A 25,530-nucleotide genomic window follows, 5' to 3' on the forward strand; every position below is an offset into this window, starting at 1 on the left:
GCATGCGGGCTTGGCTTAGCGCGCCTGCTCCAGGGTGCGCACCACGGCGGCATGGGCCTGGCGGGTGCGGCTGATGTGGCGCGGGGCTATCAGCACCACATCGTTGCCGGCCACGGCCCCCAGGATCTCGGGATCGGCGTGGCGATCCAGCAGGCGGGCGACCACAGTCGCGGCCCCCGGGGTTGTGTGCACCAGCACCATCTGCTGGTTATGCACCACGGCGCGCACCATGTCGTGCACGGATCGGGTGCTGCCGGCGGGCTCCAGCTGATCATCCACTAGCGTGTAGACCTTCTTGCCATTGGCATTCTGGGCCTTGGCGACGCCGAGACGGCGCAGCAGACGGGAGATGGTGGACTGGCTGATGTCGGCGAAGCCGCGCTCCGCCAGCTCGCGGCGGATCTCTTCCTGGGTGCTGTAGCAGTGCTGGCCGATGATCTGGCGGCAGGCATCGAGCTGGGCCAGGTCGGACTCCTGTTCCGGGGGGCGACTGAGGGTCTTGACCATGGCGACTTCCTTTGACGATGACAGATGGCTATGGCGCTCAGTCTGTCATGCCTGTTTTTCATAGCGAAAAACACTGATGACGAGCATTTCGGTAGGTGATGAGCGATGTCTAGCCGTTGCGAGATGGCAAATTATAACCAAAGGGGGAATAAGTGATGTGACAGGGGTCAAAAATGGGCCCCGCAGGGCCCGACAGAGTATCAATAGCGTTCGCTGACGATGTCCTGGGTGAAGGATTTCTCGCAGTATTTGCACTTCATGCGCACCGCGCCTTTCACTTCGCGCACCCGGAAGTAGCTGTCCACCGGCTCGTTGTGGGAGATGCAGTTGGAGTTGGGGCAGTGGAAGACCCCGGCGATGAACTCCGGCAGCTTCAGCTGGTGTTTCTTCACCACGGCGAAGTCTTCGATGATGTTGACGGTCGCGGTCGGGGCAAACAGCGCAAGCTGGTTGGCCTGCTGCTCGGTCAGCCGGGTGTTCTCTATCTTGATGAGATCCTTCTTGCCCAGGGCGCCGGATTTCAGGTTGAAGCCGACGGTGATCCGCTCCTGGGTCTCGATCAGCTGGAACAGCTTGAGGATCTTGATACCCTGGCCGGCGGGGACGTGGTCGATGACGGAGCCGTGACGGATGGCTTCGACTTGCAGTTGGTTCTTCTCGGACATGATGTTCCCCTTTTCCCTTAGACGGTTTCGTTCAGTACCAGTGCCAGCAGCGCCTGGCGTGCATAGACCCCGTTTTCTGCCTGCTGGAAGTAGTAGGCGTGGGGAGTCTTGTCGACAGCGACCTCGATCTCGTCGACCCGGGGCAGGGGATGCAGGATCTTCATGGTGGGCTTGGCCCCTTCCAGAGTCGCCAGCTCCAGCACGAACTTGGCGGCCATGTGCTTGTACTCTGTCTCGTCGAAGCGCTCTTTCTGGACCCGGGTCATGTAGAGGATGTCCAGCTCCGGCATCACCTCTTCCATGGTCTCGTGGACGCTGAACTGAATGCCCTTCTCTTCCAGCTCTTCGCAGATGTAGTCCGGCATCGCCAGGGCTTCCGGAGAGATGAAGAAGAAGCGGCAGTTGAACAGGCTCAGGGCCTGGGCCAGGGAGTGGACGGTGCGGCCATATTTCAGGTCACCGACGAAGGCCACGTTGAGACCGTCCAGCTTGCCTTGGGTCTCGTGGATGGAGAACAGGTCGAGCAGGGTCTGGGTCGGATGCTGGTTGGAGCCGTCACCGCCGTTGATGACAGGCACCCGGGAGAACTCGGAGGCCAGACGGGCGGCGCCCTCCTTCGGGTGGCGCATCACCACGGCATCGGCATAGGAGCCGATGATCTTGATGGAGTCGGCCAGGGTCTCACCCTTCTTGGCGCTGGTGTTGCCGCCGTCGGCGAAGCCGATGATGTTGCCGCCGAGGCGCTGTACCGCGGTCTCGAAGGAGAGACGAGTGCGGGTGGAGGCCTCGAAGAAGCAGCTGGCGACCAGCTTGTCTTTCAGCAGGCGGGTGTCGGGTTCGGCCTTCAACCGCTGCGCGGTGGCGACCACCAGTTCCATGTCGGACCGGGTCAGGTCCGAGATGGAGATGACGTGTTTGTTATAGAGTGGATTGGTCATCGTCTGCATTCCCTTTGACATCAATGAAGGTTTTTCTGGCACAAAAAAAAGCCCCTGAAACAGGGGCTCTTTTTAAAAACAACTGGGTATCTGTGGGTCGGAAACCGGAAACAACGGGGCCGCTCTGGTGCGCTCCACCCGTCTGCAAGGCTGCTTTTTTCATCAAAAACGGCATCGTCCTGTCCCGACCTTTTTCAAAACCGGACAGATTATAGGGCTGGTTTTTGAATTGTCAAAAATTTATTTCAGAGGCAGGATTTGCCGGTAAAAACGTTTGAGTGTCGCGAACGGGTCGACAAATCCAGACCTGGTGCTCAGGCTGCAGCGGCAGTTCATCCGTGGCCATGCTGCGCAGATAACCGAGTCGGTGGTGCCCCTCCAGCAGACAGTAAGGCTGCGGCAGGGGTTGGCCATCTGGGTAGCAGGCACCGGGCTCGGGGGCGAGCACTATGATGGGCTCGGACCAGGTGCCCCGGCTCAGCATGTCTTCACCGAGCCAGGAGCGACGCACATAGCGGTTGCTGCGCAGCATCTCGCCCCAACGCTCGATCACCTCCATGTGGCGGGAGCCTATCTGGCTCACGACCTGGGTCGTCTCCCAGGCTTCGCACTCGAACTGGTGGCGGGCGAGGTCGATAAAGCTCCAGTTGGACTCAAAACCGCGCCAATGGCGGTAAATCCATTGTGTCAGCACATTTTGGGGGATGAAGGGCACCAGGGGGGAGACCCGCTCGAGATAGTCTGGCAGAGACTCGGTTTTGCGTTCATCCCGGAAGTTGAGGGGCGCAAGTTGTTGAAGCAGTCGGTAATTGAGCATGAGCGACCTCCCTGTTGCTGGTTTCACCCTACCCCCATTTATGCCCCATTCCTACCCCGGCTGGACTGCAAATACAGCAAGTTACCCCGGCTGGTTGCGGGAATCGCCGTGATTTGCTCGTGAATTGTTCGATCGCATCGAAAGTGAGAAAAAAAGCCTTTACCTTTGATCCCGGCTTTGTATAATTCGCCTCGTTTGTTGCAGGGGCGTAGTTCCAATTGGTAGAACAGCGGTCTCCAAAACCGATGGTTGCGGGTTCGAGTCCTGCCGCCCCTGCCATTTTCAGAAAGGCCAGCTCATTGAGCTGGCCTTTCGCATTTCTGTCATCCGCTTTACCCATCCTGATGGCAGCGGCTGACTGCCCTCGCTGAGCTGCCTTCCCGCACATCCCTTGAGCCTCAACGGTTCGGCCCGATTGCGCTTCGCTAGCCGCTATTGCCGCTTTTTGCCCTGTTGTTTCTGGCAATCGTGCTGTCTGGCGCCCTGTGCTACACCACATGAGCTGCGCCTCACTGGCGCGCGTGCAAGCAACCGGGCGTTCCGACCGGCAACGGGGAACGCGAAGCGAGAGTGAGGAGAGGCATGATGAACAAGGCCGTTGAAACCCGCATGAACAGAGCCCGCCCCGGTGGCTGGGTGCCACAGGATCAGGCCCACATTCGGCGCTGGATAGCGCGACTGAAACACTATGTGACGCAGCAATCGGGACCGCTGGCCGCGCCCATCGCCGAGTTGCGGGATCTGGTCAACGGCGATCCCCTGCTACACGCCCAGGCCAATGCCATGTTCAGGGAGGCCTGGCGCCATGAGCACCTGACCCCGCTCGGCCAGATCGAGGTACAGAGCTTCGACGAGTTCCTGGCCTTGCTCAACGGCATCATGACCACGGCCCCCGAGGCCTATCAGGACATCCCCACTCACGAGCCCTCCGGCCTCATCGGCTTTCCCATCAACGCCCTGCTCGACTGGCCCATGGCGACCCGCTCCGGCTATCACTTCTTCGCCAACGCCCTGGTGAACCAGCAGTTCAAGAAGATCCTCGATTACTGGGCGCAGTTTCTGCAAAGTCCGGCCTCCCGCTATGTGCTGACCGAGCCGGTCAGTCGGCTGGACAGGGAGACCCTGATCGTCCCCTGGCTCGGCGAGGTGGCCAAGGCCGAGATGGTGCAGGTGGCCAGAGGGGCACTCGGGGAGGGGCCTGACCCCACGCCTGCTCGTTTCGAGCAGATCTTCCAGTGCGATCCGGCGGCTGAATACCAGGGTTTTGGCTGCTGGGATGACTTCTTCACCCGCACCTTCCGCCCCGGCGTGCGGCCGGTGTCGGCGCCGGAGGACGACGGCGTCATCGTCAGTGCCTGCGAGTCGGCGCCGCTGCAGGTGACGGGGGATGTGAGTCTCAGCGATCGCTTCTGGCTCAAGGGCCAACCCTACTCGCTGGACAACATGCTCGACTTTGACGAGAGCGCTCCCCTGTTCGACGGTGGCACTGTGTATCAGGCCTTTCTCAGCGCCTTGAGCTATCACCGCTGGCACAGCCCGGTGAGCGGGACTATTCGCAAGGTGCGTGTGGTCAATGGCACCTACTACCTGGAGAACCAGTTCGAGGGCTTCCTCGACAGTGACGGCGCCGATCCCAGCGCACCGAACAACTCCCAGCCGTTCCTCACCTCGGTAGCCACCCGGGCGCTGATCTTCATCGAGGCCGACAACCCCAAAATCGGCCTGATGTGCGTGGTGCCGGTGGGGATGGCGGAGGTGTCGAGCTGCGACATCACGGTGAGGGTGGGGGACAGGGTGAAGAAGGGGGATCCGCTCGGCATGTTCCACTTCGGTGGCTCCACCCATTGCCTGCTGTTCCGCCCCGGGGTCGAGCTGGCATTTGACTTCCACGGCCAGCGGCCGGGGCTGGATGCCACCAACCTGAGGGTCAACACCGCCATCGCGCGGGTGAAATAGGAGTCCCCGTGCCGTAGCAGAAAGGAAGAGGCCGCCTCTGGGCGGCCTCCTTGCATTCAGGCCCGCTGCCGGAGCAGCAGATCCAGGTATGCGCCCTCGATCAGCTGGGAGGGCTCCACCCCGAGGCGTGCCATGATGTCGTGGGCCTCCCGCATCCCCGCCTCGAGCGGTTCGCCTTCCTCCAGCACCACCTCCAGTTCGAGGAAGTGACCCAGCCCCTCCACCCGATCGAGGTGGATCCGGGTCCTGCCGACCAGGAAAAGGGTGCGCATCTTCCGCACCCTGCCGATCTGGCCGCAGGCCAGACTGAGGGTCTCCCGCAGCCGGTCCGGCTCGCTGGTCGGGGTCAGGTGATAGAAGCTCTCCTTGGGCCCCTGCCGATCGGCACGGCGGTAGAAGATGAGCTCACCGCTGCAGGGGGAGAGGGTGCGCAGCTTGAGGCGGCCGGCGTCGCAGCGAAAGAAGGTGTCATCCTGCGCTATCTCGACGGGGCCGCAGTCGGCGATGGCGGTCGCCCTGGGATGAAGGAGATCGATCCGCTCGATCCTGGCCTTGATCTCGATATCTCGGGGCATGGGGGTCTCCATTGGGGGCAAAGAAGAGTCCCAACCTATCACAAGCGTCACCCTGGGATAGCCTCCGCCGATGTCGGTCGGGGATCTCGTGATTTTCGTGACTTGCAGCACAACCCGTTGTCGAGGCACGAGAAATCAATCAGATTCACTAAAGTCCAGCGTGGATACCGCCGATACCTACTACCAAGATGGGGGTATTTTCAACCCCCTGCTACCACAAGGATTCGTTGTCATGACTCTCTCGTTGCGCGGCAAGTTGCTCGCGGCCAGCCTGGGGGTAGTGCTGCTGATGGCAGCCCTGCTCGGTATCGTCGCCTTCCACACCCTCAAATCACGCACCCTTGGCGCCATCCAGAGCGAGGCGGTCAACTACGGCCACGCCCACTCGGTGGCCATCGGCAACTGGTTGGCGGATCGTCGGCATGCGGTCAATGCCCTGACCGCGGTGATTGCCGACAATCCCGAGGCAACCCTGGTGCCGCACCTGCTGCAGACCCGTACCTCCGGCGGCTTTGGCCTCACCTATTTTGGTTCGGTGCAGGGGGCGATGACTCGCCACGATCCCTCCCTCAACACCGCCAACTACGATCCCCGGGTGCGTCCCTGGTATCAGAATGCCACCAAGGCGGGCAAGCTCATCGTCACCGCGCCCTACGTCAGCGTGACCATGCAGCAGATGGTGGTGACCCTGGCCGAGCCGGTGAGCCATCAGGGTCAGGTGATCGGGGTGGCCGGTGCGGATCTCTCCCTGGATGACCTCATCGATGAGGTGCTGGCCATGAAGGTGCAAGGGGAGGGGTACGCCATGCTGCTCGACCGCTCCGGTCTGATCGTCGGTCACCCGCAGAAGGCGCTGGCCCTCAAGCAGGTGGCCGAGCTGGCCCCCGGCCTCACCGGGGCGACCCTGGAGGGCTGGAGCCGGGACGGTGAGCTGCACGGCGCCACCATAGCGGGGCGCGACGTGCTGCTGTCGGTGCAGGGGGTGCCAGGCACCGACTGGCTGCTCGCCATGGTGATGTACAAGGATGTGCTGGAAGCGCCCTTCGCCAGCCTGCTGTGGCAGCTGGTGGGGCTGACTCTGGTGCTGCTGCTGGTGTTCAGCGCCCTGCTCATCGCCATGTTCAATTACCTGTTTGCCGATCTCGGCCGGGTGTCGAAGGCACTGGCCGACATCGCTCACGGCGAGGGGGATCTCACGGTGCAGATCGTGGCCCAAAGCAGGGACGAGGTGGGGCTGCTGGCCCAGAACTTCAACCTGTTCGTGGCCCGGTTGCACGGCATCGTCAGCCGGTTGCGGGACGTCACCGTCGAACTGGCGGCCCAGTCCAGAACCCAGGCGGCGGGGGCAGAGGAGCGCAGCCAGCGAGTGCGCCAGCAGCAGGACGAGATCGTCATGGTGGCGACCGCGGTGACCGAGATGGCATCCGCCACTCAGGAGATCGCCGGCAACGCCGAGTTTGCTGCCACCACCTCGGGGGATGCGGTCAGGCTGGCCGTCGCCGGTCAGTCCCAGGTCGGTCAGAGCCAGCGCAGCATCAGCGGCCTGGCAGGGGAGGTGGCCGATGCAAGCCAGACCATTCATGAGCTGGATGGACACGCCCATAAGATCAGCGGCATCCTGGCCACCATCAGCGGCATCGCCGAGCAGACCAATCTGCTGGCGCTGAACGCTGCCATCGAGGCGGCCCGGGCCGGTGAGCAGGGCCGCGGCTTTGCCGTGGTGGCGGACGAGGTGCGGGTGCTATCGCGTCGTACTCACGACTCTACCGCCGAGATCCAGCAGATGATCGAGGCCCTGCAGCAGACCACCCGCCGCGCCGTGGGTGGCATGGAGACCAGTCGCCAGCTGGCGGGCACCAGCGTGGAGGATGCGGAGGCTGCCAACCAGAGTCTGGCGCGGATCAACGAGGCCATCGGTGCCATCAGCGACATGGCGACCCAGATAGCGGCGGCGGCGGAGGAGCAGACCTCGGTCACCGGCGAAATCAGCCGCAACACCGAGAACATCCGTCATGTCTCCCAGACGCTGGCAGAGCAGGCGAAGGTGGAGGCTGCTCAGGCCGCCGAGCTCAAGTCCCTGACCGAGCGACTGGAGCAGGAGATAGGCCGCTTCCGGCTCTGAGCCTCCCGACAAAAAAGGGCAGCCCGCGGGCTGCCCTTTTGCATTCTCGTGGGGTCAGGGGGTCTGCTTGACCCAGATCAGCCGGTCGGTGGCAAAACCCAGCCCCTTGGCCTTGGCGATCAGTGCATCCACCTTCTCCTTTGGCGGGTTGGGGGAGCGGGAGAGGATCCACAGATAGTCGTGGTTGTAGCTGGTTACCAGGGAGAGCTGGTAATCGGGGTCGAGGTCGATGACGTTGTAACCGCCGTAGAAGGGGCCGAAGAAGCTCACCTTGAGCCGCGCCTCGTCCGGCTTGTCGACGAAGTAGGCCTTGCCCTCGGCTTCGCGCCAGCTGCCATCACTCTGAAGGCCGCGGTTGAGCACCTTGACGCCGCCATCGTCACGCCGGCTGTAGGTGGCGCTCACCCGCTCCAGCCCCCGCTCGAAGCTGTGGTCGAGACGCGCGATCTCGTACCAGGTGCCGAGGTAGCGATCGAGCTGGAAGCCGGTGACGGGGCGGATGCCATCGGCAATCCCGGTACAGGCCGTCAGCAGCAGGGCAGTGAGCAGACAAAACAGTGAACGCATAGGTGATCCCTCTCTTTTTTAGCCTTCGATGATGCGCAGCTGACCGTCCCGGAAGCGGGAGGCCTGATCCGTCGGCGTGCTGCCGAAGAAGCGCTTGTACTCCCGACTGAACTGGGAGTTGCTCTCGTAACCGACTCTGGCCGCCGCCGCCCCCGCCTTGACGCCGTCGTGCAGCATCATCATGCGCGCCTTGTGCAGGCGAAACGACTTGATGTATTGCAGTGGCGAAGTGGCGGTGACCGCCTTGAAGTGGTGGTGGAAGGCGGAGACGCTCATGTTCACCTCCCGGGCCAGCTCCTCCATGGTGAGGTTGTCGGCGTAGCGCGACTCTATCATACGCAGCACCCGGGCTATCTGGCCCACATGGTTATGGCGATTGGCGAGCGCCTGCAGCGCCGGGCCGCCGCCCTCATGCAGGGCGTAGAACAACATCTCCCGCACCGTCTGCGGCCCCAGCACCCTGGCGTGCAAGGGATTGTCCATCAGCGTGATCAACCGCTCGGCGGCGCAGAACATGTCCTCCGACAGGGGTACCGAGTGGACGCCGCTCTTCTGCGGGGCGGGAGCGGGCAGGGCATCTCCCAGCTCCAGCAACAGTTCCTGCAGGGTGGCGACGTTGATCTCGAGGGAGAAACCGATGAGGGGCTGCTCGGGGGAGGCGAAGCACTCGCACTCGCAGGGCAGCGGCAGCGTCATCAGCAGATAGTGGCTGGGGTCGTAGCGAAACACCTGATCCGCCAGGTAGCCCACCTTGTGGCCCTGCAATATCACTATCATCCGCGGCTGATAGAGTACCGGGGTGCGGCCGTGGTACTCGGTGGTGTAGATGAGGTTCACCTGCTCCACCGGGGAGGGAGTGATGCCTGGGGTGGTGACGTGACGGGCCAGCCTGGCGGCGAGATCGGCGTAACGGTTGGACATGAATGCTCCGGGAGAATTCCGATTATTTGTAGAAATAGGCAAGTAATGTGCAGAATGTTGCCTTGATGGTAGATGGTGTCTGTAGAAAAATGCAATCAACATTTTGCGGCGCCGCCGCCCTCTCATCCATGAAGGTACTAACGATGCACAATTTCACTCTGCATACCCCGACCAAGGTGCTGTTCGGCAAGGGCCAGGTAGCCCAGCTGCGCGGCCAGATCCCGGCCGACGCCCGCGTCCTCATCACCTACGGTGGCGGCAGCGTGGTGCGCAGCGGCCTGCTGGCGCAGATCCGCAGCGAGCTGGCGGGCCTGACCCTGTTCGAGTTCGGCGGCATCGAGCCCAACCCGGCCTACGAGACCCTGATGGGCGCCGTCGAGCTGGCCCGTGCCGAGCGGGTCGACTTCCTGCTTGCCGTCGGCGGCGGTTCCGTGCTCGATGGCACCAAGTTCATCGCGGCGGCCGCTCACTACGACCTTGCCAGGGAGCCCTGGCACATCCTCGAGACCGTGGGGGGCGAGGTGGCCTCCGCCATTCCCCTGGGCGCCGTGCTGACCCTGCCGGCCACCGGCTCCGAGATGAACATGGGGGCCGTCATCACCCGCAGAAGCACAGGGGACAAGCAGCACTTCTTCTCCCCCTTCGTGATGCCGCGCTTCGCCGTGCTGGATCCCGTGCTCACCTACACCCTGCCGGCCCGCCAGGTCGCCAACGGCGTGGTGGATGCCTTCATCCACACCCTGGAGCAGTACCTCACCTACCCGGTCAACGCCAAGGTGCAGGATCGCTTCGCCGAAGGGCTGCTGCTGACCCTGATCGAGGAGGGCCCCAAGGCGCTGGTGGAGCCGGAAAATTACGACGTGCGCGCCAACATCATGTGGAGTGCCACCCTGGCGCTGAACGGCCTGATCGGGGCCGGTGTGCCCCAGGACTGGGCCACCCACATGCTGGGCCACGAGCTGACCGCCCTGCACGGCCTGGACCACGCCCAGACCCTGGCAGTGGTGCTGCCCGCCCTGCTCGATGCCAAGCGTGAGCAGAAACGCGCCAAGCTGCTGCAATACGCCGAGCGGGTATGGGATCTGCGCAGCGGCACCGAAGAGGAGCGCATCGACGGCGCCATCGCCGCCACCCGCGACTTCTTCGAGCGTATGGGGGTCAAGACCCGGCTGCGGGACTACGGTCTGGCCGACGCCAATATCGACACACTGCTGGCCAAGCTCGAAGAGCACGGCATGACGGCGCTTGGAGAGCACGGCGACATCGACCTGGTGCAGAGCCGGCATATTTATGAAGCCGCCTGGTAAGGGGCGAGCTGCCAGTCCCGGCCTTGTCCGGGGCTGAATCAGGGGGCCGGCCCTCGCACGATGGCGGAGGTGCGGCCCCCGAGTCGTTACAAAACGGTTACTTTTTCCCCTTTCATCTCATCAGATGAGCCAACGGCATATTTCATAAGAACAAAAAACGCTAAGGTAGAGGCCCGGCAAAACATTTTTTTTGACTGGTTGGATCACTTTTCCCAGCGCATTTTGCTGGTATAAGCCACTAATTTGGTTTGTTTTTTTTAATCATGGTCCGGGATGGGCTGAATTCTGTACCCGCCCGCTCGGGGTCGTGGTTGTAATAAAACTCCAAAATTTGATACTAATCACCTTCGCGCCTGAAAAGCGGGGGCCTGACCATGACAGGAGGTTGAGGTAAAGCCTGCTGATTTTCATAACAAAGGGCCCGTGACCTGCACTTTGATCATGCCTTGTCCGCTCAGACATGAGAGACTGGGCAATGATTGTTTATTAACCATCAGGGAATAGTCATGCAGATTGGAATACCGAGAGAGAGTCTCGCCGGTGAGACCCGGGTCGCAGCGACCCCGGCCACCGTCGAGCAGCTGAAAAAGCTCGGCTTCGAGGTCGCCATCGAGGCCGGTGCCGGCCAGCTGGCCAGCTTCGATGATGCCGCCTTCGAGGCTGCCGGTGCCAGCGTGGTGCCGAGCGTCTGGCAAGCCGACCTTATCTTCAAGGTCAACGCGCCGACCGATGCCGAGATCGCACAAATTAAGGATGGTGCCACTCTGGTGAGCTTCATCTGGCCTGCCCAGAACCCCGAGCTGGTCAAGAAGCTGTCCGAGCGCAACATCAATGTGATGGCGATGGACATGGTGCCGCGGATCTCCCGTGCCCAGTCCCTCGACGCCCTCTCCTCCATGGCCAACATCGGTGGTTATCGCGCCGTGGTCGAAGCCGCCCACCAGTTCGGTCGCTTCTTCACCGGTCAGATCACCGCCGCCGGCAAAGTACCGCCCGCCAAGGTCTTGGTGATCGGTGCCGGTGTGGCCGGTCTGGCTGCCATCGGGACCGCCGGTTCCCTTGGCGCCATCGTGCGTGCATTCGACACCCGCCTGGAAGTTGCCGAGCAGATCGAGTCCATGGGTGGGGAATTCCTCAAGCTGGACTTCGGCGGCGAAGACGGCGCCTCCAGCGACGGTTATGCCAAGGTCATGTCCGATGAGTTCATCAAGGCCGAGATGGAGCTGTTTGCCCAGCAGGCCAAGGAAGTGGACATCATCATCACCACGGCCCTGATCCCCGGTCGCCCGGCGCCCAAGCTGATCACCAAGGAGATGGTCGACAGCATGAAGCCGGGTTCCGTCATCGTGGATCTGGCTGCCGCCACCGGCGGAAACTGTGAATACACCAAGCCGACCGAGCTGTTCGTCACTCCGAACGGTGTCAAGGTGATAGGTTACACCGATCTGCCTGGCCGTCTGCCTGCCCAATCCTCCCAGCTCTATGGTACCAACCTAGTCAACCTGATGAAGCTGATGTGCAAGGAGAAGGACGGCAACGTCGCCATCGACTTCGAAGACGTGGTACAGCGCAACATGACGGTGATCCAGGCCGGTGAAGTGACCTTCCCGCCCCCCGCCATCGCCGTGTCCGCAGCGCCGCAGAAGCCGGCCGCCGCCAAACCGGCAGCGAAGAAGGAAGAAGCCAAACCCTCCAACAAGAAGTTCGTGTTCGGTGCCCTCGGCATCGCCGCCTTCGGTTGGGTAGCAGCGGTGGCACCTGCCGCCTTCCTCTCCCACTTCACCGTCTTCATCCTGGCCTGTGTGGTCGGTTACTACGTGGTGTGGAACGTCTCTCACGCCCTGCACACGCCGCTGATGTCGGTCACCAATGCCATCTCCGGCATTATCGTGGTCGGTGCCCTGCTGCAGATTGGGCAAGGGTCGACCCTGGTCACCGTATTGGCCTTTATCGCCGTGCTGATTGCCAGTATCAACATCTTCGGTGGCTTCACCGTCACTCAGCGCATGCTGAAGATGTTCCGTAAGGATTAAGGGGGTTTAACGTGTCTCAAGGACTGGTAACAGCATCCTATATCGTTGCCGCCGTGCTCTTCATCCTCAGTCTCGCGGGACTGTCGAAGCAAGAAACGGCCAAGCATGGCAACCTGTTCGGTATCGCGGGGATGGCTATCGCCCTGCTCGCGACCGTGTTCAACCCGGAAACCAGTGGCGTGCACTGGATCATCCTGGCCATGGTCATCGGCGGCGCCATCGGCGTGCGTCTGGCGCTCAAGGTCGAGATGACCGAGATGCCCGAGCTGGTGGCCGTGCTGCACAGCTTCGTGGGCATGGCGGCGGTGCTGGTGGGCTTCAACAGCTTCATCGACTTGCACCCCTCCGCACCGGCTGAGGTCGTCGTCTCCGTCGGCTCCAACCTGGATGCGACCTTGGCTGCGGCCCGGGCGGCGTTCGAGCAGGCGGCCAGCGTCGCCCAGGTCGAGCACCTGTCCGGCGCCATGCTGAACATCCACCTGGTGGAAGTGTTCCTGGGCGTCTTCATCGGTGCCGTGACCTTCACCGGTTCCGTGGTGGCGTTCGGCAAGCTGCGTGGCCTGATCTCTTCCAAGCCGCTGATGCTGCCGCACCGCCACAAGCTGAACCTGCTGGCCGTGGTGGTCTCCATCGCGTTGATGATCCACTTCGTCAACGCCGGTGGCTCCACCTTCGCCCTGCTGCTGATGACTCTGATCGCCTTCGCCTTCGGTTGGCATCTGGTCGCCTCCATCGGTGGCGCCGACATGCCGGTGGTGGTCTCCATGCTGAACTCCTACTCCGGTTGGGCGGCAGCGGCGGCGGGCTTCATGCTCTCCAACGACCTGCTGATCGTGGTGGGTGCCCTGGTGGGTTCCTCCGGTGCCATCCTCTCTTACATCATGTGTAAAGCGATGAACCGCTCCTTCATCTCCGTCATCGCCGGTGGCTTCGGCTCCGACGGTGTGGCCTCCACGGCCGATCAGGAGATGGGCGAGTACCGCGAGACCAACGCCGAAGACGTGGCCGACATGCTGAAGAACGCCAGCTCCGTCATCATCACCCCGGGCTACGGCATGGCGGTGGCGCAGGCCCAGTACCCGGTTGCCGAGATCACCCACAAGCTGCGCGAGCGCGGCGTCAAGGTGCGCTTCGGTATCCACCCGGTGGCCGGTCGTCTGCCTGGTCACATGAACGTGCTGCTGGCGGAAGCCAAGGTCCCCTATGACATCGTGCTGGAAATGGACGAGATCAACGAGGACTTCAGCGACACCGACGTGGTGCTGGTGATCGGTGCGAACGACACCGTCAACCCGGCCGCCATGGAAGATCCAGGCAGCCCCATCGCCGGCATGCCGGTGCTGGAAGTGTGGAAGGCGCAGAACGTCATCGGCTTCAAGCGCTCCATGAACACTGGCTACGCCGGTGTCCAGAACCCGCTGTTCTTCAAGGAGAACACTCAGATGCTGTTTGGCGATGCCAAGGCCAGCGTCGAGGCCATCCTGAAGGCGCTCTAAGCGTCGATGGGATGAGACAAGAGGAGGCTTCGGCCTCCTTTTTTATTGCCCGCTTTTCACGGGGGTGGGCAAGACATTGATGACAAAGGGCCTTGGCCGGATGGGAGGATCCGCTGCCAGCGGCAGGGCAGCAATCCGGTGACGTTGCCCCCGCTGGAAGGCATAATGGCGGCAAAAGGCGAGGGGCTCAATTTTATTTGAGGCTCGTGCCACTAGAATCAAATAAAGTGACATGGACGGGGCGGCCCTCCAGATAGCACCCATACCCCTATACGATGCCTGCGGCACAGTGAACCAGAGAAACCACAGATGAAAGCACAATGGACCGACTTTATTACTCTGCTCAAGCGTGAAGTGGTGCCGGCCCTGGGCTGCACCGAACCCATGTCGGTGGCGCTGGCTGCCGCCAATTGCCGCAAGCTGCTGGGGCAGGATCCGACCCGCATCAGCGTCTGGGTCAGCGGCAACCTGTTCAAGAACGGCATGGGGGTCGGGGTTCCCGGCACCGGCATGATTGGCCTGCCGGTCGCCGCCGCTGTCGGCATCACCGGGGGCAACCCGGATGCGGGTCTGGAGGTGCTCAAGACCCTCACCCCGCAGCAGGTGGAGGCTGCCAAGGCGCTGTTGCCCATCATCAAAGTGGATGTGAAGGACGTGCCGGACGTGCTCTACGCCGAGGTGCTGGCCGAGGCCGACGGTCACAGCGCCCGGGTGGTGATCTGCACGGATCACACCCGCATCGTGCTGCTGGAAAAAGATGGCGAGGTGCTGATGGAGCAGGACAGTGCCCCCGGGGTGCAGATCCAGCCTGCGAAATCCGACAAGCCCGCCATGACGCTGCGGGAGATCGTGGCGTTTGCCCTTGAGGTGCCGCTGACCGAGATCGCGTTCATCCGCGAGGCGGCCAGCATGAACCAGGCACTGGCGGATGAGGGCCTGCAGGGCTATGGCCTGCGCATCGGCAAGATCCTCACCGAACAGGTGGAGCGCAAGCTGCTCTCGGACGATCTGATGACCCTGGCCATGCGGCTCTCTTCTGCCGCGTCGGACGCGCGTATGGACGGCGCCATGCTGCCCGCCATGTCCAACTCGGGCTCGGGCAACCAGGGTATAGCCGCCACCATGCCGGTGGTCGCCGCCGCCCGCTTCCTCAAGGCCGATGACGAACAGCTGGCCCGGGCTCTGGTGATGAGCCACCTGGTGGCCATCTACATCAAGGCCTACCAGAACAAGCTGTCGGCCCTCTGTGCCGCCAGCACAGCCGCCATGGGCTCGGGCGCCGCCATCACCTGGCTGCTGGGAGGCCAGTTCGAGCAGATCAGCCACTGCATCAACAACATGATTGGCGACGTCTCCGGCATCATCTGCGACGGTGCAGGCAGCGCCTGCTCCATGAAGGTCTCCACTTCCACCTCGGCGGCGGTCAAGTCGTCGCTGATGGCCATCAACAACCTGCACGTGCCCCAGAGCGAGGGCATCGTCTCCGATGACGTGGATCAGACCATAGCGAACCTGGGCCGGCTCTCGAAACAGGGTATGCTGGACACCGACATAGAGATCATCAACATCATGCGGGCCAAGCAACAGGGCAAGGCCGGATGATGAGGGGGGCGGCACTGGCCGCCCCCGGTTTTTACAGATATTGACGTCACCCCGAACGGGGGGCGTGCCGCCACGATGCGGCCAGTTTCGGGGCGAGGCGCAGGGTGCGCCCGTCCATCCATCTCGGGCCTCGCCCGTTTATTTTTGGGGAATCTCATGACTCTTAGCGTTATCGGTAATCTGGCCATCCTGGTCATGTTGCTGCTGTTTCTCTACCGCTTGCAGCAGACCCACGTCAGCTTCACCCGTCGCGTCTTCTCGGGGCTCGGGCTCGGGGTCCTGTTCGGCTGGGCCTTGCAACTGCTGTACGGTGTCGGCTCCGAGGTGCTGGTCCAGACCGGCGACTATCTGGATCTGGTCGGCAGCGGCTACGTGAAACTGCTGCAGATGATCATCATCCCACTCATCATGGTCTCCATCATAGGCGCCATCCTCAAGCTCAGCGGCGGCAGCGCCCTCGGCAAGATCAGCGCCCTGACCATAGGGGTGCTGATCTTCACCACCATGATCGCCGCCGGGGCGGGCATACTGATGTCCAACCTGTTCGGTCTGAGTGCCGAGGGGCTCACCGCTGGCGCCGCCGAGACGGCCCGTGGCGCGGCCCTGCAGACCAGCCTCGGCAGCGTCGAGAGCATGTCTCTTGCCAAGATGGTGCTGGAGTTCATCCCGGCCAACCCCTTCCTCGACATGACGGGTTCACGCAAGACCTCCACCATAGCCGTGGTGATCTTCTCCATCTTCATCGGCCTCTCTGCAACCGGCATCGCCCGCAAGCAGCCCGAGATCTTTGCCAGCTTCGAGCGCTTCATGGGGGTCGCCCACGCCATCGTCATGCGCATGGTGACCCTGGTGCTGCGCCTCACTCCCTATGGCGTGCTGGCGCTGATGGCCAAGGTGGTGTCCGGCTCCAACTACGCGGACATCATCAACCTGCTGAACTTTGTGCTCGCCTCTTACGGTGCCATCGCCATCATGTTCCTGGTGCACCTGCTGCTGGTGAGCCTGGTGGGCATCAACCCGCTGCGCTTCCTGAAGAAGATCATGCCGGTGCTGGCCTTTGCCTTCACCTCGCGCACCAGTGCGGGCTCCATTCCCATGAACGTGCAGACCCAGACCCGGGCCCTCGGCATCCCGGCGGGCATCGCCAACTTCGCCGCCTCCTTCGGCGCCACCATAGGCCAGAACGGCTGTGCCGGCATCTACCCGGCCATGCTGGCGGTGATGATAGCCCCGACCGTGGGGGTCAATCCCCTGGATCCCGGCTTCATCATGACGCTCATCGCCATCATCACCGTCAGCTCCTTCGGGGTGGCCGGTGTGGGGGGCGGCGCCACCTTCGCGGCGCTGATCGTGCTCTCCGCCCTGGACTTCCCGGTGGCCCTGGCGGGGCTGCTCATCTCCATCGAGCCCCTCATCGACATGGGTCGCACCGCCCTCAACGTCTCCGGCTCCATCACGGCTGGCACCCTCACCAGCCGGCTGATGGGACAGACCGACATGGCCGTCTTCAACGGCGATGCCGAGGTCAGCCTGGACGGGGAAGAGTCCGCGGTCTGACCGGGCCTCATCTTCTGATTTGTATATGAAAAGGGGAGGCGAAGCCTCCCCAGTCGTGACTGGAGTCAAGCTATGCGTATTGTGATCATCGGTGGCGAAGCCGCCGGCATGAGTGCGGCGGCCAAGGCGCGCCGTCTGGCCAGGGACGCCGAGATTGTGGTGTATGAAGCCTCAGAGGTGATCTCCTTCGGCGCCTGCGGTCTGCCCTACTTCGTGGGGGACGATTTCCAGGAGCCCGGCTACATGGCCGAGTTCACCCCAGAGCAGTTCGCTGTCAAGGGGATAGAGGTGAAGATTGGCCACAGGGTGCTGAGTCTGGATGCGGCCGCCCAGACCCTGGTCGTCGAGCACAAGGGCGACAGCTTCAGCGATCGCTACGATCGGCTGATGATCGCCACCGGTGCCCGCGAACAGATGCCCCCCATCCCCGGCCTGCAGCAGCAGGGGGTGTTCGGCCTGCGCCGCATGAGCGATGGGTTGGCGCTCAAGACTGCTGTGCAGGATCCGCGCAGCAAGAAGGCGGTGGTGATCGGTTCCGGCTTTATCGGGCTGGAGGTGGTCGAGGCCCTGGTCCATCAGGGCAAGGAGGTGCGTCTCATCGAGCTGGCGGACAGGGTCATCCCCGAGGCGTTTGATAGCGAGCTCACCCAGCACATCGAAACCGAACTGCGCGAGCAGGGGGTCTCCCTTCATCTCGGCGAGCGGGTCCAGGCTCTGCTGGGGGAGGGCCGGGTCAGCGGCGTGCGCACCGACCAGGGGGAGTACGAGGCCGATATCGTCGTGGTCTGCACCGGGGTCAGGCCCAACACCGAGTTCCTGGCCGACAGCGGCATAGCGCGGCTCGGCAACGGCGCCATCAAGGTCGACCGTCAGGGGCGCAGCTCGCTGGCCAACGTCTGGTCGGCGGGGGATTGCGCCAGCGTCTGGCACAGCGTCAAGCAGCAGCAGGTCTATGTGCCGCTTGCCACCATAGCCAACAAGCTGGGGCGCATGGTGGGAGAGAACCTGGCGGGGGCCGAACAGGAATTCCCGGGCACGCTCGGCTCGGCGGCACTCAAGGTGCTGGGGCTGGAGGCGGGCCGCACCGGTCTTTCCGAGCAGGAAGCCAAAGCGATGGGCATCGACTATCGCACTGTGGTGATCAAGGACAAGTGCCACACCAACTACTGCCCGGGCCAGTCCGACATCCACGTCAAGCTGGTCTATGAGGCGGGCAGCAAGCGGCTGCTGGGGGGCCAGATCCTGGGTCGCAAGGGGGCGGTACACCGCATCGACGCCCTGGCGGTGGCCATCACCATGGGGGTGACCACGGAGCAGCTCGGCATGCTGGACTTTGCCTACGCGCCGCCCTTCTCTCGCACCTGGGACGTGCTCAACGTGGCGGGCAACGTGGCCAAGTAGCTGGGCAGTGATGGCGGCGCTTGCCTATGCGCTCTTTTTCCATGCTTGGGATGCACTCAACGTGGCGGGCAATGTCGCCAAGTAGCTGAATGAAGATGACGGCGCATGCAGGGCGCCGTCATGGGAGGCGCACTCTGCGGGCAGATTGCAGCCATAAAAAAACCGATGCCAAGGCATCGGTTTTTTGTCCCCGTCATGCTCAGCCGCGGCCGAGGCGATTGTCCGGGTAGTTCTTGGCCAGCACTTCGCGGGCGTGGCGGGCCAGGGTCGGCATCTTCAGGGTATCGTAGGCGTTGACCATGATCTCCAGTGCCTTCTCTGTCTCCACCGTGTCGGGATAGGTCTCGACCACCAACTTGGCGCGGTTGGCGGCGGCGATCAGGGCATCACGCTTCACGTAATACTCGGCCACCCCCAGATCGTAGCGGGCGAGGCGGGTCTTCAGACCGACCATGCGGGCACGGGCATCGGCCGCATACTGGCTGTTCGGGTAGTTCTGCAACAGGGTCTTGAAGTCCTGGAAGGCCTGACGGGCGTAGGAAGGATCCTTGTCGTCCCGATCGATGCCCAGGAAGTCCTGGAAGAAGTTGTAATCCGCCGCCATGTTGGTCAGGCCGCGCATGTAGAACACGTAATCGATGTTCTTGTGCGCCGGGTTGAGGCGGATGAAGCGGTCGATATTGGCGATCGCCTGGGCGGTATCATCCTGCTTGTAGTAGGCGTAGATGAGATCGAGCTGCACCTGACTTGAGTAGGCACCGAACGGATAACGAGAGTCCAGGGCTTCCAGCAATTCGATGGCATTCAGGTAGTTGCCTGTATCCAGTTTGAGACGGGCTTTCTGGTACAGGACTTCCGGCGGTTCGTCGGGAACCTTGGGTTTGGTGCTGGAACAGCCAGTGATCAGTGTAGCGACCAAGGCGAGCGACATCAGCAGGCGAGACTTCTTTCCCATCAACAACATCCGGTCCATTTCCACGAAATTGGCAAAGTATCCGTTATGCTTGGCTAAAAGAAAAGCTAGAATACCCGGATTATTTCGAATTGATACCCCCGCTCAAGAGACCATACATGAGCCAGCATATTGAACTGACAGGCGAATTTCAGGATCACCAATTCGGGCAGCGACTCGACCAGGCCCTGGCCGAATTGTTTCCAGACTACTCCCGCACCCGCATCAAGGAGTGGATTTTACAGGACAGAGTGACCCTGGACGGTCAGGTTGCCAATACCCCGCGCGAGAAAGTGGTGGCCGGGCAGCAGGTACATGTAGATGTCGAGTTGGAAGATGACACTCGCTGGGATGCCCAGAACATCGACCTCAACATCGTCTATGAAGATGAACACATTCTGGTGATCGACAAGCCGGCCGGTCTGGTGGTTCACCCGGGCGCCGGTACGCCGGACGGCACCATACTGAACGCCCTGCTGCACCGCTACCCCGGCATCGCCGAGGTACCCCGTGCCGGCATAGTGCACCGTCTGGATAAAGACACCACTGGCCTGATGGTGGTTGCCAAGACGATCCCGGCCCAGACCCATCTGGTGGAGGCGCTGCAGGCGCGTCAGATCACCCGTGAATACGAGGCCGTCGCCATAGGTCACATGACCGCTGGCGGCACTGTGGATGCCCCCATCGGTCGTCACCCGACCCAGCGTACCCACATGGCTGTGGTGCCGAATGGCCGTCCTTCCGTGACCCACTACCGGGTGCACGAGAAGTTCCGTGGCCACACCCGTCTGCGTCTGCGTCTGGAAACCGGTCGTACCCACCAGATCCGTGTCCACATGGCTCACATCAAGCATCCGCTGGTGGGTGATCCTGCTTACGGTGGTCGTCTGCGCCTGCTGCGCAATGCGACCCCTGAGCTGACTCTGGCCCTGCGCAACTTCAACCGCCAGGCGCTGCACGCCACCATGCTGAAGCTGGCTCACCCCATCACCGGTGAAGTCATGGAGTGGCACTCTGCCACGCCGCAAGACATGCTGGATCTGATGGAAGTGCTGCGTGCCGATACGCTCGCCAATCCGGACGATTTGGTCTGGAGTTGATGCAATAGGGCCTGCGTCGGTTTCTGCCGTCGTCCGGCCCGAAGAGATGACAAACGGGGTTCCCTTTCAGGAGCCCCGTTTTTATATCCGTGAATGGAAGGAGTCACAGATGAACTGGATTGAACCCGACTGGCCCGCTCCTGGCAATGTCAGGGCCCTGTCGACCACCCGGGATGGTGGCCTGAGCGAAGGGGTCTTCGCCGGTCTCAACCTGGGGGCCCATGTGTGGGACGAGCCTGCACGGGTCGAGGCCAACCGCGCCCGCCTGCAGCAAGCGGCGCAGATCCCCGGGCCTCTCAACTGGCTCAATCAGGTACACGGCACTGCCGTCCACTCCGTCAGCGACCAGTACGATGTGGCGCCGGATGCCGATGCGGCCTGCGCCCACGAGGCCGGGCAGGCCTGCATAGTGATGACAGCCGACTGCCTGCCGGTGCTGTTCTGCGATCGGGCCGGCACTGTGGTGGCTGCCGCTCATGCCGGCTGGCGTGGGCTGAAGGAGGGGGTACTGGAAGCCAGTATCGCCGCCATGGGCTGCGAACCGGGGGAGATCCTGGCCTGGCTCGGCCCCGCCATCGGCCCCACGGCCTTTGAAGTGGGGGGCGAGGTGCGCGAGGCCTTTATGGCGGAACAGTCGGAAGCGGCTGCGGCCTTCGTCTCTTCGTCCAATGAGGGGAAATGGTTGGCAGACATCTACCAGCTGGCCCGGTTGCGGCTGGTCCGAGCTGGTGTCACCGCCGTCTATGGTGGCGAACACTGCACTTTCAGCGACGGCGAGCAGTTCTACTCTTATCGTCGCAACGGTCAGACCGGCCGCATGGCCTCGATTATCTGGTTGGCTGAGTAAGTGTCTGGGGACGTTCCCCCCATACCGAAAGCAGTTCTACTGCCCATGTCGTCGCGACGGCCAGACCGGCCGCATGGCCTCAATTATCTGGCTGGCGCCTTGACGAATCTCCCGCCCTGCATCTTGCAAGGGCGGGGATCCTGCCAGCGCCCCTCGTTGAAGAAAAAATAACCAGGCTCGCCCCTTGAAATAGCCCGCACGGGCCTCATCTTTCATCTCAGAAAGTTATGTTGTTTGCCGCGCAAGCGGCGTGTCTGTTTCAAAGGGGGAGTGCAATGCGCCTCGATCGCCTGACCAGCAAATTCCAAGTCGCTATTTCCGATGCCCAGTCTCTCGCACTGGGTCGTGACCACCAATTCATCGAACCCGTCCATCTGATGACAGCCCTGCTCAATCAGGATGGCGGCTCCATCCGTCCGCTGCTGACCCTGACCGGGATGGATATCAACACCCTGCGCTCCCGTCTCGGCGAGGAGCTCGACCGCCTGCCCAAGGTGAGCGGTGTGGAAGGGGATGTACAACTTTCCAACGGCCTCGGTCGTCTGCTCAATGTCTGTGACAAGCTGGCCCAGCAGCGCAAGGATCAGTTCATCTCGTCCGAGCTGTTCGTGCTGGCAGCCCTCGACGAGAAGGGCAACCTGGGGGAGCTGCTGCGCGCCCAGGGTCTTACCAAGGAGAAATTGGAAGCGGCCATCGACAAGGTGCGTGGCGGCAAGAAGATCGATGATGCCAACGTCGAGGAGAACCGCCAGGCGCTGGAGAAGTACACCATCGATCTGACCGAGCGGGCCGAACTCGGCAAACTCGACCCGGTGATCGGCCGGGATGAAGAGATCCGCCGCACCATCCAGGTGCTACAACGCCGGACCAAGAACAACCCTGTGCTGATCGGTGCCCCCGGCGTCGGCAAGACCGCTATCGTCGAGGGGTTGGCCCAGCGCATCATCAACGGCGAGGTGCCGGAAGGGCTCAAGAACAAGCGGGTGCTGTCGCTGGACATGGGGGCCCTGGTGGCCGGTGCCAAGTATCGCGGCGAGTTCGAGGAGCGGCTCAAGGCGGTGCTGAGCGATCTGGCCAAGGAGGAGGGCAACGTCATCCTCTTCGTGGACGAGCTGCACACCATGGTCGGCGCCGGCAAGGGCGAAGGAGCCATGGATGCGGGCAACATGCTCAAGCCTGCCCTGGCGCGGGGTGAGCTGCACTGCGTCGGCGCCACCACGCTCGATGAATATCGGCAGTATGTGGAGAAGGATGCCGCCCTGGAGCGCCGCTTCCAGAAGGTGCTGGTGGAGGAGCCCTCGGTGGAGGACACCATCGCCATCCTGCGTGGCCTGAAGGAGCGCTATGAGCTGCACCACCATGTGCAGATCACCGACCCGGCGATTGTGGCGGCGGCCCAGCTGTCCCACCGCTACATCGCGGATCGCCAGCTGCCTGACAAGGCCATCGACCTCATCGACGAGGCGGCGGCCAGCATACGGCTGCAGATCGACTCCAAGCCGGAATCCCTGGACCGCCTCGAGCGGCGCATCATCCAGCTCAAGCTGGAGCAGCAGGCGCTGATGAAGGAGGACGACGATGCCAGCCGCAAGCGCCTCGATCTGCTCAATCACGAGCTGGCCGAGAAGGAGCGGGAATACAACGAGCTGGAAGAGGTGTGGAAGGCAGAGAAGGCCGCCCTCGCCGGTACCCAGCACATCAAGGCTGCGCTGGAGCAGGCCCGCCAGGATCTCGAGGTGGCCCGCCGTGCCGGGGATCTCGGCCGCATGTCCGAGCTGCAATATGGCCGCATCCCCGAGCTGGAGAAACAGCTGGATCTCGCCACCCAGGCGGAGATGCAGGAGACCAGCCTGCTGCGCAACCGGGTCACCGACGTGGAGATCGCCGACGTGCTGGCGCGCTGGACCGGTATTCCGGTGGCGCGGATGCTGGAAGGGGAGCGCGACAAGCTGCTGCGGATGGAAGATCAGTTGCACAGCCGGGTGATCGGCCAGGAAGAGGCGGTGGACGCCGTCTCCAACGCCATTCGCCGCTCCCGGGCCGGGTTGTCCGATCCGAACCGGCCCATCGGCTCCTTCCTGTTCCTCGGCCCGACCGGGGTGGGCAAGACAGAGCTGTGCAAGGCGCTGGCCGAGTTCCTGTTCGACACCCAGGACGCCATGGTGCGCATCGACATGTCCGAGTTCATGGAGAAGCACAGCGTGGCCCGGCTGGTGGGGGCGCCTCCCGGCTACGTGGGCTACGAGGAGGGCGGTTATCTCACCGAGGCGGTACGCCGTCGCCCCTACTCGGTGATCCTGCTGGACGAGGTGGAGAAGGCGCACCCGGATGTGTTCAACATCCTGTTGCAGGTGCTGGACGACGGTCGCCTGACCGATGGTCAGGGCCGTACCGTCGATTTTCGCAACACCGTGGTCATCATGACCTCCAACCTCGGCTCGGATCTCATTCAGGAGCACTATGCCGAGAAGGACTATGAGGAGATGAAGTCCCTGCTGATGGAGTTGCTGACTCGCAGCTTCCGGCCGGAGTTCATCAACCGGATCGACGAGACCGTGGTGTTCCACCCCCTTGGCGAGGATCACATCAAGTCCATCGCCCGCATCCAGCTGAAGAGCCTGATGGGCCGCCTGGAGGCCCAGGGTTACGAGGTGGAGGTGAGCGAGGAGCTGCTGACCAAGCTGGTCCACGCCGGCTTCGACCCTGTCTACGGGGCGCGCCCCCTCAAGCGGGCCATTCAGCAGAAGGTGGAGAACCCGCTGGCCCAGGCCCTGCTCAGCGGTCGGGTTATCCCCGGCAAGAAGCTGCTGCTGGGAGCCGACAGCAACGGCCTGACCATGACCCAGTAACCGATCTCGTGTCGGTGCCCACAACGCCAGCCCTCGGGCTGGCGTTGTCATATCTGGTGGCGGTGATTCGGAGGCAAAAAAAAACGGCAATCCGAAGATTGCCGGGAGGAATGTATTCGATGCGACCTGGCGTGGGTTGAGCGGGTCGCAGGGGCAAGCCCCGGTTTCGCAGCGGATCATCGGGGATGACCACACGGCTTACAGCCTGCCCGGACTGCGCTCTCTCAGTCCGCACGGCCACACACCTTCTGCATACGGCATGGGTTGCCGGATGCCTAGATTTGCTTACAGCATGCCCGGGATGGCGGCCTTCATCTCGGATGGCCAGACACCTACCTGGACCTGACCTATGTGCTCTTTTTGCAGCAACAGCATGGCCAGACGGGATTGGCCTATGCCGCCGCCTATGGTCTGCGGCATCCGTGCGGCCAGCAGGTCCTGGTGCCAGTCGTACTGCAGGCGATCCTCGTCACCTGTGATGGCGAGCTGGCGGCGCAGCGCCTCGGCGTCCACCCGGATCCCCATGGAGGAGATCTCGAAGCTGTCTTCCAGCACCGGGTTCCACACCAGGATGTCGCCGTTCAGACCCGCCAGCCCCAGTTCGCTCTCGCTGCTCCAGTCGTCGTAGTCCGGGGCGCGCACGTCGTGGCGCTCGCCGTGGGAGAGGGCGCCGCCGATGCCGATGAGGAAGACAGCCCCCAGCTCCTTGGCGATGGCCCGCTCGCGCCCCTTGGCATCGAGATCCGGGTAGCGGGTCAGCAGCTCTTCGCTGTGCAGGAACTGGATCTCGCTTGGCAGGAAGGGGGTCAGCGCGTGTTCGGCGCAGACCGCGCGCTCGGTGGCCTTGATGGCGGCCCAGATGCCGCGCACCGTCTCCTGCAGGTAGGCCAGATCCCGGCGTTCGCCCGGCATCACCTTCTCCCAGTCCCACTGATCCACATAGACGGAGTGGATGGGGGTGAGGCGATCCTCGTCCGGACGCAGCGCCTTCATGTGGGTGTAGATGCCTTCACCGGGGCCGAAACCGAAGCGGCCGAGGGTCTGGCGCTTCCACTTTGCCAGTGAATGCACTACTTCAAAGCTGTGTTCTGGCAGGGTTTTCACCTTGACCTGCACCGCATTCTCGTGGCCGGACAGGTTGTCCTGAGTGCCATCACCGACTCGGCTCAGAATGGGGGCTTGTACCTCCATCAGACCCAGTTGCTGGGCGAGTTGGCGGGAGAACATCTCTTTGACGAAGCTGATCTGTTGTTGGCTGCGAATGTAGTGCTGTTTCATGCTGAATACCTGTTTCAAACTCGTTGGATATGGCGATTCT

General features: G+C 62.7%; 20 protein-coding genes and 1 tRNA gene. 12 read left to right on the top strand and 9 right to left on the bottom strand.

Annotated features, from left to right (window positions below):
• Positions 1–15: 15 nt before the first annotated feature.
• The 4 genes from ACB039_RS16385 to ACB039_RS16400 all read right to left on the bottom strand — a co-directional run bounded on the left by ACB039_RS16385 (position 16) and on the right by ACB039_RS16400 (position 2,927).
• Positions 16–507, bottom strand: a complete 492-nt coding sequence (locus tag ACB039_RS16385) for an arginine repressor (RefSeq protein ID WP_005324454.1) — start codon at positions 505–507, stop codon at positions 16–18.
• 200 nt (positions 508–707) lie between these two features.
• Positions 708–1,172, bottom strand: coding sequence for an aspartate carbamoyltransferase regulatory subunit (gene pyrI / locus ACB039_RS16390; RefSeq protein WP_005324452.1), 465 nt, complete (start codon positions 1,170–1,172; stop codon positions 708–710).
• Positions 1,173–1,189: 17 nt separating this feature from the next.
• Complete coding sequence (gene pyrB / locus ACB039_RS16395) at positions 1,190–2,110, bottom strand: aspartate carbamoyltransferase (protein WP_043128645.1); 921 nt, start codon at positions 2,108–2,110, stop codon at positions 1,190–1,192.
• A 232-nt stretch (positions 2,111–2,342) separates the two neighbouring features.
• Positions 2,343–2,927, bottom strand: a complete 585-nt coding sequence (locus ACB039_RS16400) for a hypothetical protein (RefSeq protein WP_043128643.1) — start codon at positions 2,925–2,927, stop codon at positions 2,343–2,345.
• A 202-nt stretch (positions 2,928–3,129) separates the two neighbouring features.
• Here ACB039_RS16400 and ACB039_RS16405 point away from each other — a divergent pair.
• Positions 3,130–3,206 (top strand) — tRNA-Trp (locus ACB039_RS16405).
• Positions 3,207–3,512: 306 nt separating this feature from the next.
• Entirely contained in the window at positions 3,513–4,883 is a 1,371-nt protein-coding gene (locus ACB039_RS16410; RefSeq protein WP_371166043.1) for a phosphatidylserine decarboxylase family protein, read from the top strand.
• A gap of 56 nt (positions 4,884–4,939) precedes the next feature.
• Here ACB039_RS16410 and ACB039_RS16415 read toward each other — a convergent pair whose 3' ends face one another.
• Positions 4,940–5,458 carry a class IV adenylate cyclase gene (locus ACB039_RS16415; protein ID WP_371166044.1) on the bottom strand — a complete coding sequence of 173 codons (519 nt, stop codon included), beginning with the start codon at positions 5,456–5,458 and terminating at the stop codon, positions 4,940–4,942.
• Positions 5,459–5,690: 232 nt separating this feature from the next.
• On the opposite strand from ACB039_RS16415, the gene ACB039_RS16420 reads away from it, so the two are divergent.
• Positions 5,691–7,580: a methyl-accepting chemotaxis protein gene (locus ACB039_RS16420; protein WP_371166045.1), complete on the top strand. Its 1,890-nt coding sequence runs from the start codon at positions 5,691–5,693 to the stop codon at positions 7,578–7,580.
• Positions 7,581–7,634: 54 nt separating this feature from the next.
• Here ACB039_RS16420 and ACB039_RS16425 read toward each other — a convergent pair whose 3' ends face one another.
• Positions 7,635–8,147 carry a lipocalin family protein gene (locus ACB039_RS16425; RefSeq protein ID WP_005324438.1) on the bottom strand — a complete coding sequence of 171 codons (513 nt, stop codon included), beginning with the start codon at positions 8,145–8,147 and terminating at the stop codon, positions 7,635–7,637.
• 18 nt (positions 8,148–8,165) lie between these two features.
• Positions 8,166–9,068, bottom strand: coding sequence for an AraC family transcriptional regulator N-terminal domain-containing protein (locus ACB039_RS16430; protein ID WP_371166046.1), 903 nt, complete (start codon positions 9,066–9,068; stop codon positions 8,166–8,168).
• Between the two features lie 143 nt (positions 9,069–9,211).
• Here ACB039_RS16430 and yqhD point away from each other — a divergent pair, with 143 nt between their 5' ends.
• The 6 genes from yqhD (at position 9,212) to ACB039_RS16460 (ending at position 18,464) form a co-directional block, all read left to right on the top strand.
• The gene (yqhD, locus tag ACB039_RS16435) at positions 9,212–10,375 is read left to right on the top strand and encodes an alcohol dehydrogenase (RefSeq protein ID WP_371166047.1); all 1,164 of its coding nucleotides are present in this window, start codon (positions 9,212–9,214) and stop codon (positions 10,373–10,375) included.
• Between the two features lie 506 nt (positions 10,376–10,881).
• Positions 10,882–12,408, top strand: a complete 1,527-nt coding sequence (gene pntA / locus ACB039_RS16440; protein ID WP_042650586.1) for a Re/Si-specific NAD(P)(+) transhydrogenase subunit alpha — start codon at positions 10,882–10,884, stop codon at positions 12,406–12,408.
• An 11-nt stretch (positions 12,409–12,419) separates the two neighbouring features.
• A complete protein-coding gene (gene pntB / locus ACB039_RS16445; protein WP_139437938.1) occupies positions 12,420–13,904 on the top strand; it encodes a Re/Si-specific NAD(P)(+) transhydrogenase subunit beta in 1,485 nt (494 codons plus the stop codon).
• A 309-nt stretch (positions 13,905–14,213) separates the two neighbouring features.
• On the top strand, positions 14,214–15,506 hold the full coding sequence (locus tag ACB039_RS16450; protein ID WP_042650587.1) for a serine dehydratase subunit alpha family protein: 1,293 nt from the start codon (positions 14,214–14,216) through the stop codon (positions 15,504–15,506).
• A gap of 156 nt (positions 15,507–15,662) precedes the next feature.
• The gene (locus tag ACB039_RS16455; protein WP_218410315.1) at positions 15,663–17,063 is read left to right on the top strand and encodes an L-cystine transporter; all 1,401 of its coding nucleotides are present in this window, start codon (positions 15,663–15,665) and stop codon (positions 17,061–17,063) included.
• 72 nt (positions 17,064–17,135) lie between these two features.
• A complete protein-coding gene (locus ACB039_RS16460; protein ID WP_371166048.1) occupies positions 17,136–18,464 on the top strand; it encodes a CoA-disulfide reductase in 1,329 nt (442 codons plus the stop codon).
• A 199-nt stretch (positions 18,465–18,663) separates the two neighbouring features.
• On the opposite strand, the gene ACB039_RS16465 is transcribed toward ACB039_RS16460, so the two are convergent.
• On the bottom strand, positions 18,664–19,419 hold the full coding sequence (locus ACB039_RS16465; RefSeq protein ID WP_041207111.1) for an outer membrane protein assembly factor BamD: 756 nt from the start codon (positions 19,417–19,419) through the stop codon (positions 18,664–18,666).
• Positions 19,420–19,535: 116 nt separating this feature from the next.
• Between ACB039_RS16465 and rluD the strand changes: the two genes are divergently transcribed.
• The 3 genes from rluD to clpB all read left to right on the top strand — a co-directional run bounded on the left by rluD (position 19,536) and on the right by clpB (position 24,212).
• Complete coding sequence (gene rluD / locus ACB039_RS16470; protein WP_005324417.1) at positions 19,536–20,516, top strand: 23S rRNA pseudouridine(1911/1915/1917) synthase RluD; 981 nt, start codon at positions 19,536–19,538, stop codon at positions 20,514–20,516.
• Between the two features lie 109 nt (positions 20,517–20,625).
• Positions 20,626–21,363, top strand: coding sequence for a peptidoglycan editing factor PgeF (gene pgeF, locus ACB039_RS16475; protein ID WP_005324415.1), 738 nt, complete (start codon positions 20,626–20,628; stop codon positions 21,361–21,363).
• A 275-nt stretch (positions 21,364–21,638) separates the two neighbouring features.
• The gene (gene clpB / locus ACB039_RS16480; protein ID WP_371166049.1) at positions 21,639–24,212 is read left to right on the top strand and encodes an ATP-dependent chaperone ClpB; all 2,574 of its coding nucleotides are present in this window, start codon (positions 21,639–21,641) and stop codon (positions 24,210–24,212) included.
• Between the two features lie 285 nt (positions 24,213–24,497).
• On the opposite strand, the gene asnA is transcribed toward clpB, so the two are convergent.
• Entirely contained in the window at positions 24,498–25,490 is a 993-nt protein-coding gene (gene asnA, locus ACB039_RS16485) for an aspartate--ammonia ligase (RefSeq protein WP_043132834.1), read from the bottom strand.
• Positions 25,491–25,530: the final 40 nt, after the last annotated feature.

Origin of the sequence: Aeromonas sp. S2(2024) (genome assembly GCF_041402505.1) — a bacterium.
GTDB classification, from domain to species: domain Bacteria; phylum Pseudomonadota; class Gammaproteobacteria; order Enterobacterales; family Aeromonadaceae; genus Aeromonas; species Aeromonas media.

Excerpts from the sequence above, each read along its gene's own strand:
- pyrI (WP_005324452.1), bottom strand. The coding sequence starts at position 1,172 with ATGTCCGAGAAGAACCAACTGCAAGTCGAAGCCATCCGTCACGGCTCC.
- ACB039_RS16415 (WP_371166044.1), bottom strand. The coding sequence starts at position 5,458 with ATGCCCCGAGATATCGAGATCAAGGCCAGGATCGAGCGGATCGATCTC.
- asnA (WP_043132834.1), bottom strand. The coding sequence starts at position 25,490 with ATGAAACAGCACTACATTCGCAGCCAACAACAGATCAGCTTCGTCAAA.
- pyrB (WP_043128645.1), bottom strand. The coding sequence starts at position 2,110 with ATGACCAATCCACTCTATAACAAACACGTCATCTCCATCTCGGACCTG.
- ACB039_RS16460 (WP_371166048.1), top strand. The coding sequence starts at position 17,136 with ATGCGTATTGTGATCATCGGTGGCGAAGCCGCCGGCATGAGTGCGGCG.
- rluD (WP_005324417.1), top strand. The coding sequence starts at position 19,536 with ATGAGCCAGCATATTGAACTGACAGGCGAATTTCAGGATCACCAATTC.
- ACB039_RS16425 (WP_005324438.1), bottom strand. The coding sequence starts at position 8,147 with ATGCGTTCACTGTTTTGTCTGCTCACTGCCCTGCTGCTGACGGCCTGT.
- yqhD (WP_371166047.1), top strand. The coding sequence starts at position 9,212 with ATGCACAATTTCACTCTGCATACCCCGACCAAGGTGCTGTTCGGCAAG.
- pgeF (WP_005324415.1), top strand. The coding sequence starts at position 20,626 with ATGAACTGGATTGAACCCGACTGGCCCGCTCCTGGCAATGTCAGGGCC.
- ACB039_RS16450 (WP_042650587.1), top strand. The coding sequence starts at position 14,214 with ATGAAAGCACAATGGACCGACTTTATTACTCTGCTCAAGCGTGAAGTG.
- pntA (WP_042650586.1), top strand. The coding sequence starts at position 10,882 with ATGCAGATTGGAATACCGAGAGAGAGTCTCGCCGGTGAGACCCGGGTC.
- ACB039_RS16410 (WP_371166043.1), top strand. The coding sequence starts at position 3,513 with ATGAACAAGGCCGTTGAAACCCGCATGAACAGAGCCCGCCCCGGTGGC.
- ACB039_RS16420 (WP_371166045.1), top strand. The coding sequence starts at position 5,691 with ATGACTCTCTCGTTGCGCGGCAAGTTGCTCGCGGCCAGCCTGGGGGTA.
- ACB039_RS16430 (WP_371166046.1), bottom strand. The coding sequence starts at position 9,068 with ATGTCCAACCGTTACGCCGATCTCGCCGCCAGGCTGGCCCGTCACGTC.
- ACB039_RS16385 (WP_005324454.1), bottom strand. The coding sequence starts at position 507 with ATGGTCAAGACCCTCAGTCGCCCCCCGGAACAGGAGTCCGACCTGGCC.
- clpB (WP_371166049.1), top strand. The coding sequence starts at position 21,639 with ATGCGCCTCGATCGCCTGACCAGCAAATTCCAAGTCGCTATTTCCGAT.
- ACB039_RS16400 (WP_043128643.1), bottom strand. The coding sequence starts at position 2,927 with ATGCTCAATTACCGACTGCTTCAACAACTTGCGCCCCTCAACTTCCGG.
- ACB039_RS16465 (WP_041207111.1), bottom strand. The coding sequence starts at position 19,419 with ATGGGAAAGAAGTCTCGCCTGCTGATGTCGCTCGCCTTGGTCGCTACA.
- ACB039_RS16455 (WP_218410315.1), top strand. The coding sequence starts at position 15,663 with ATGACTCTTAGCGTTATCGGTAATCTGGCCATCCTGGTCATGTTGCTG.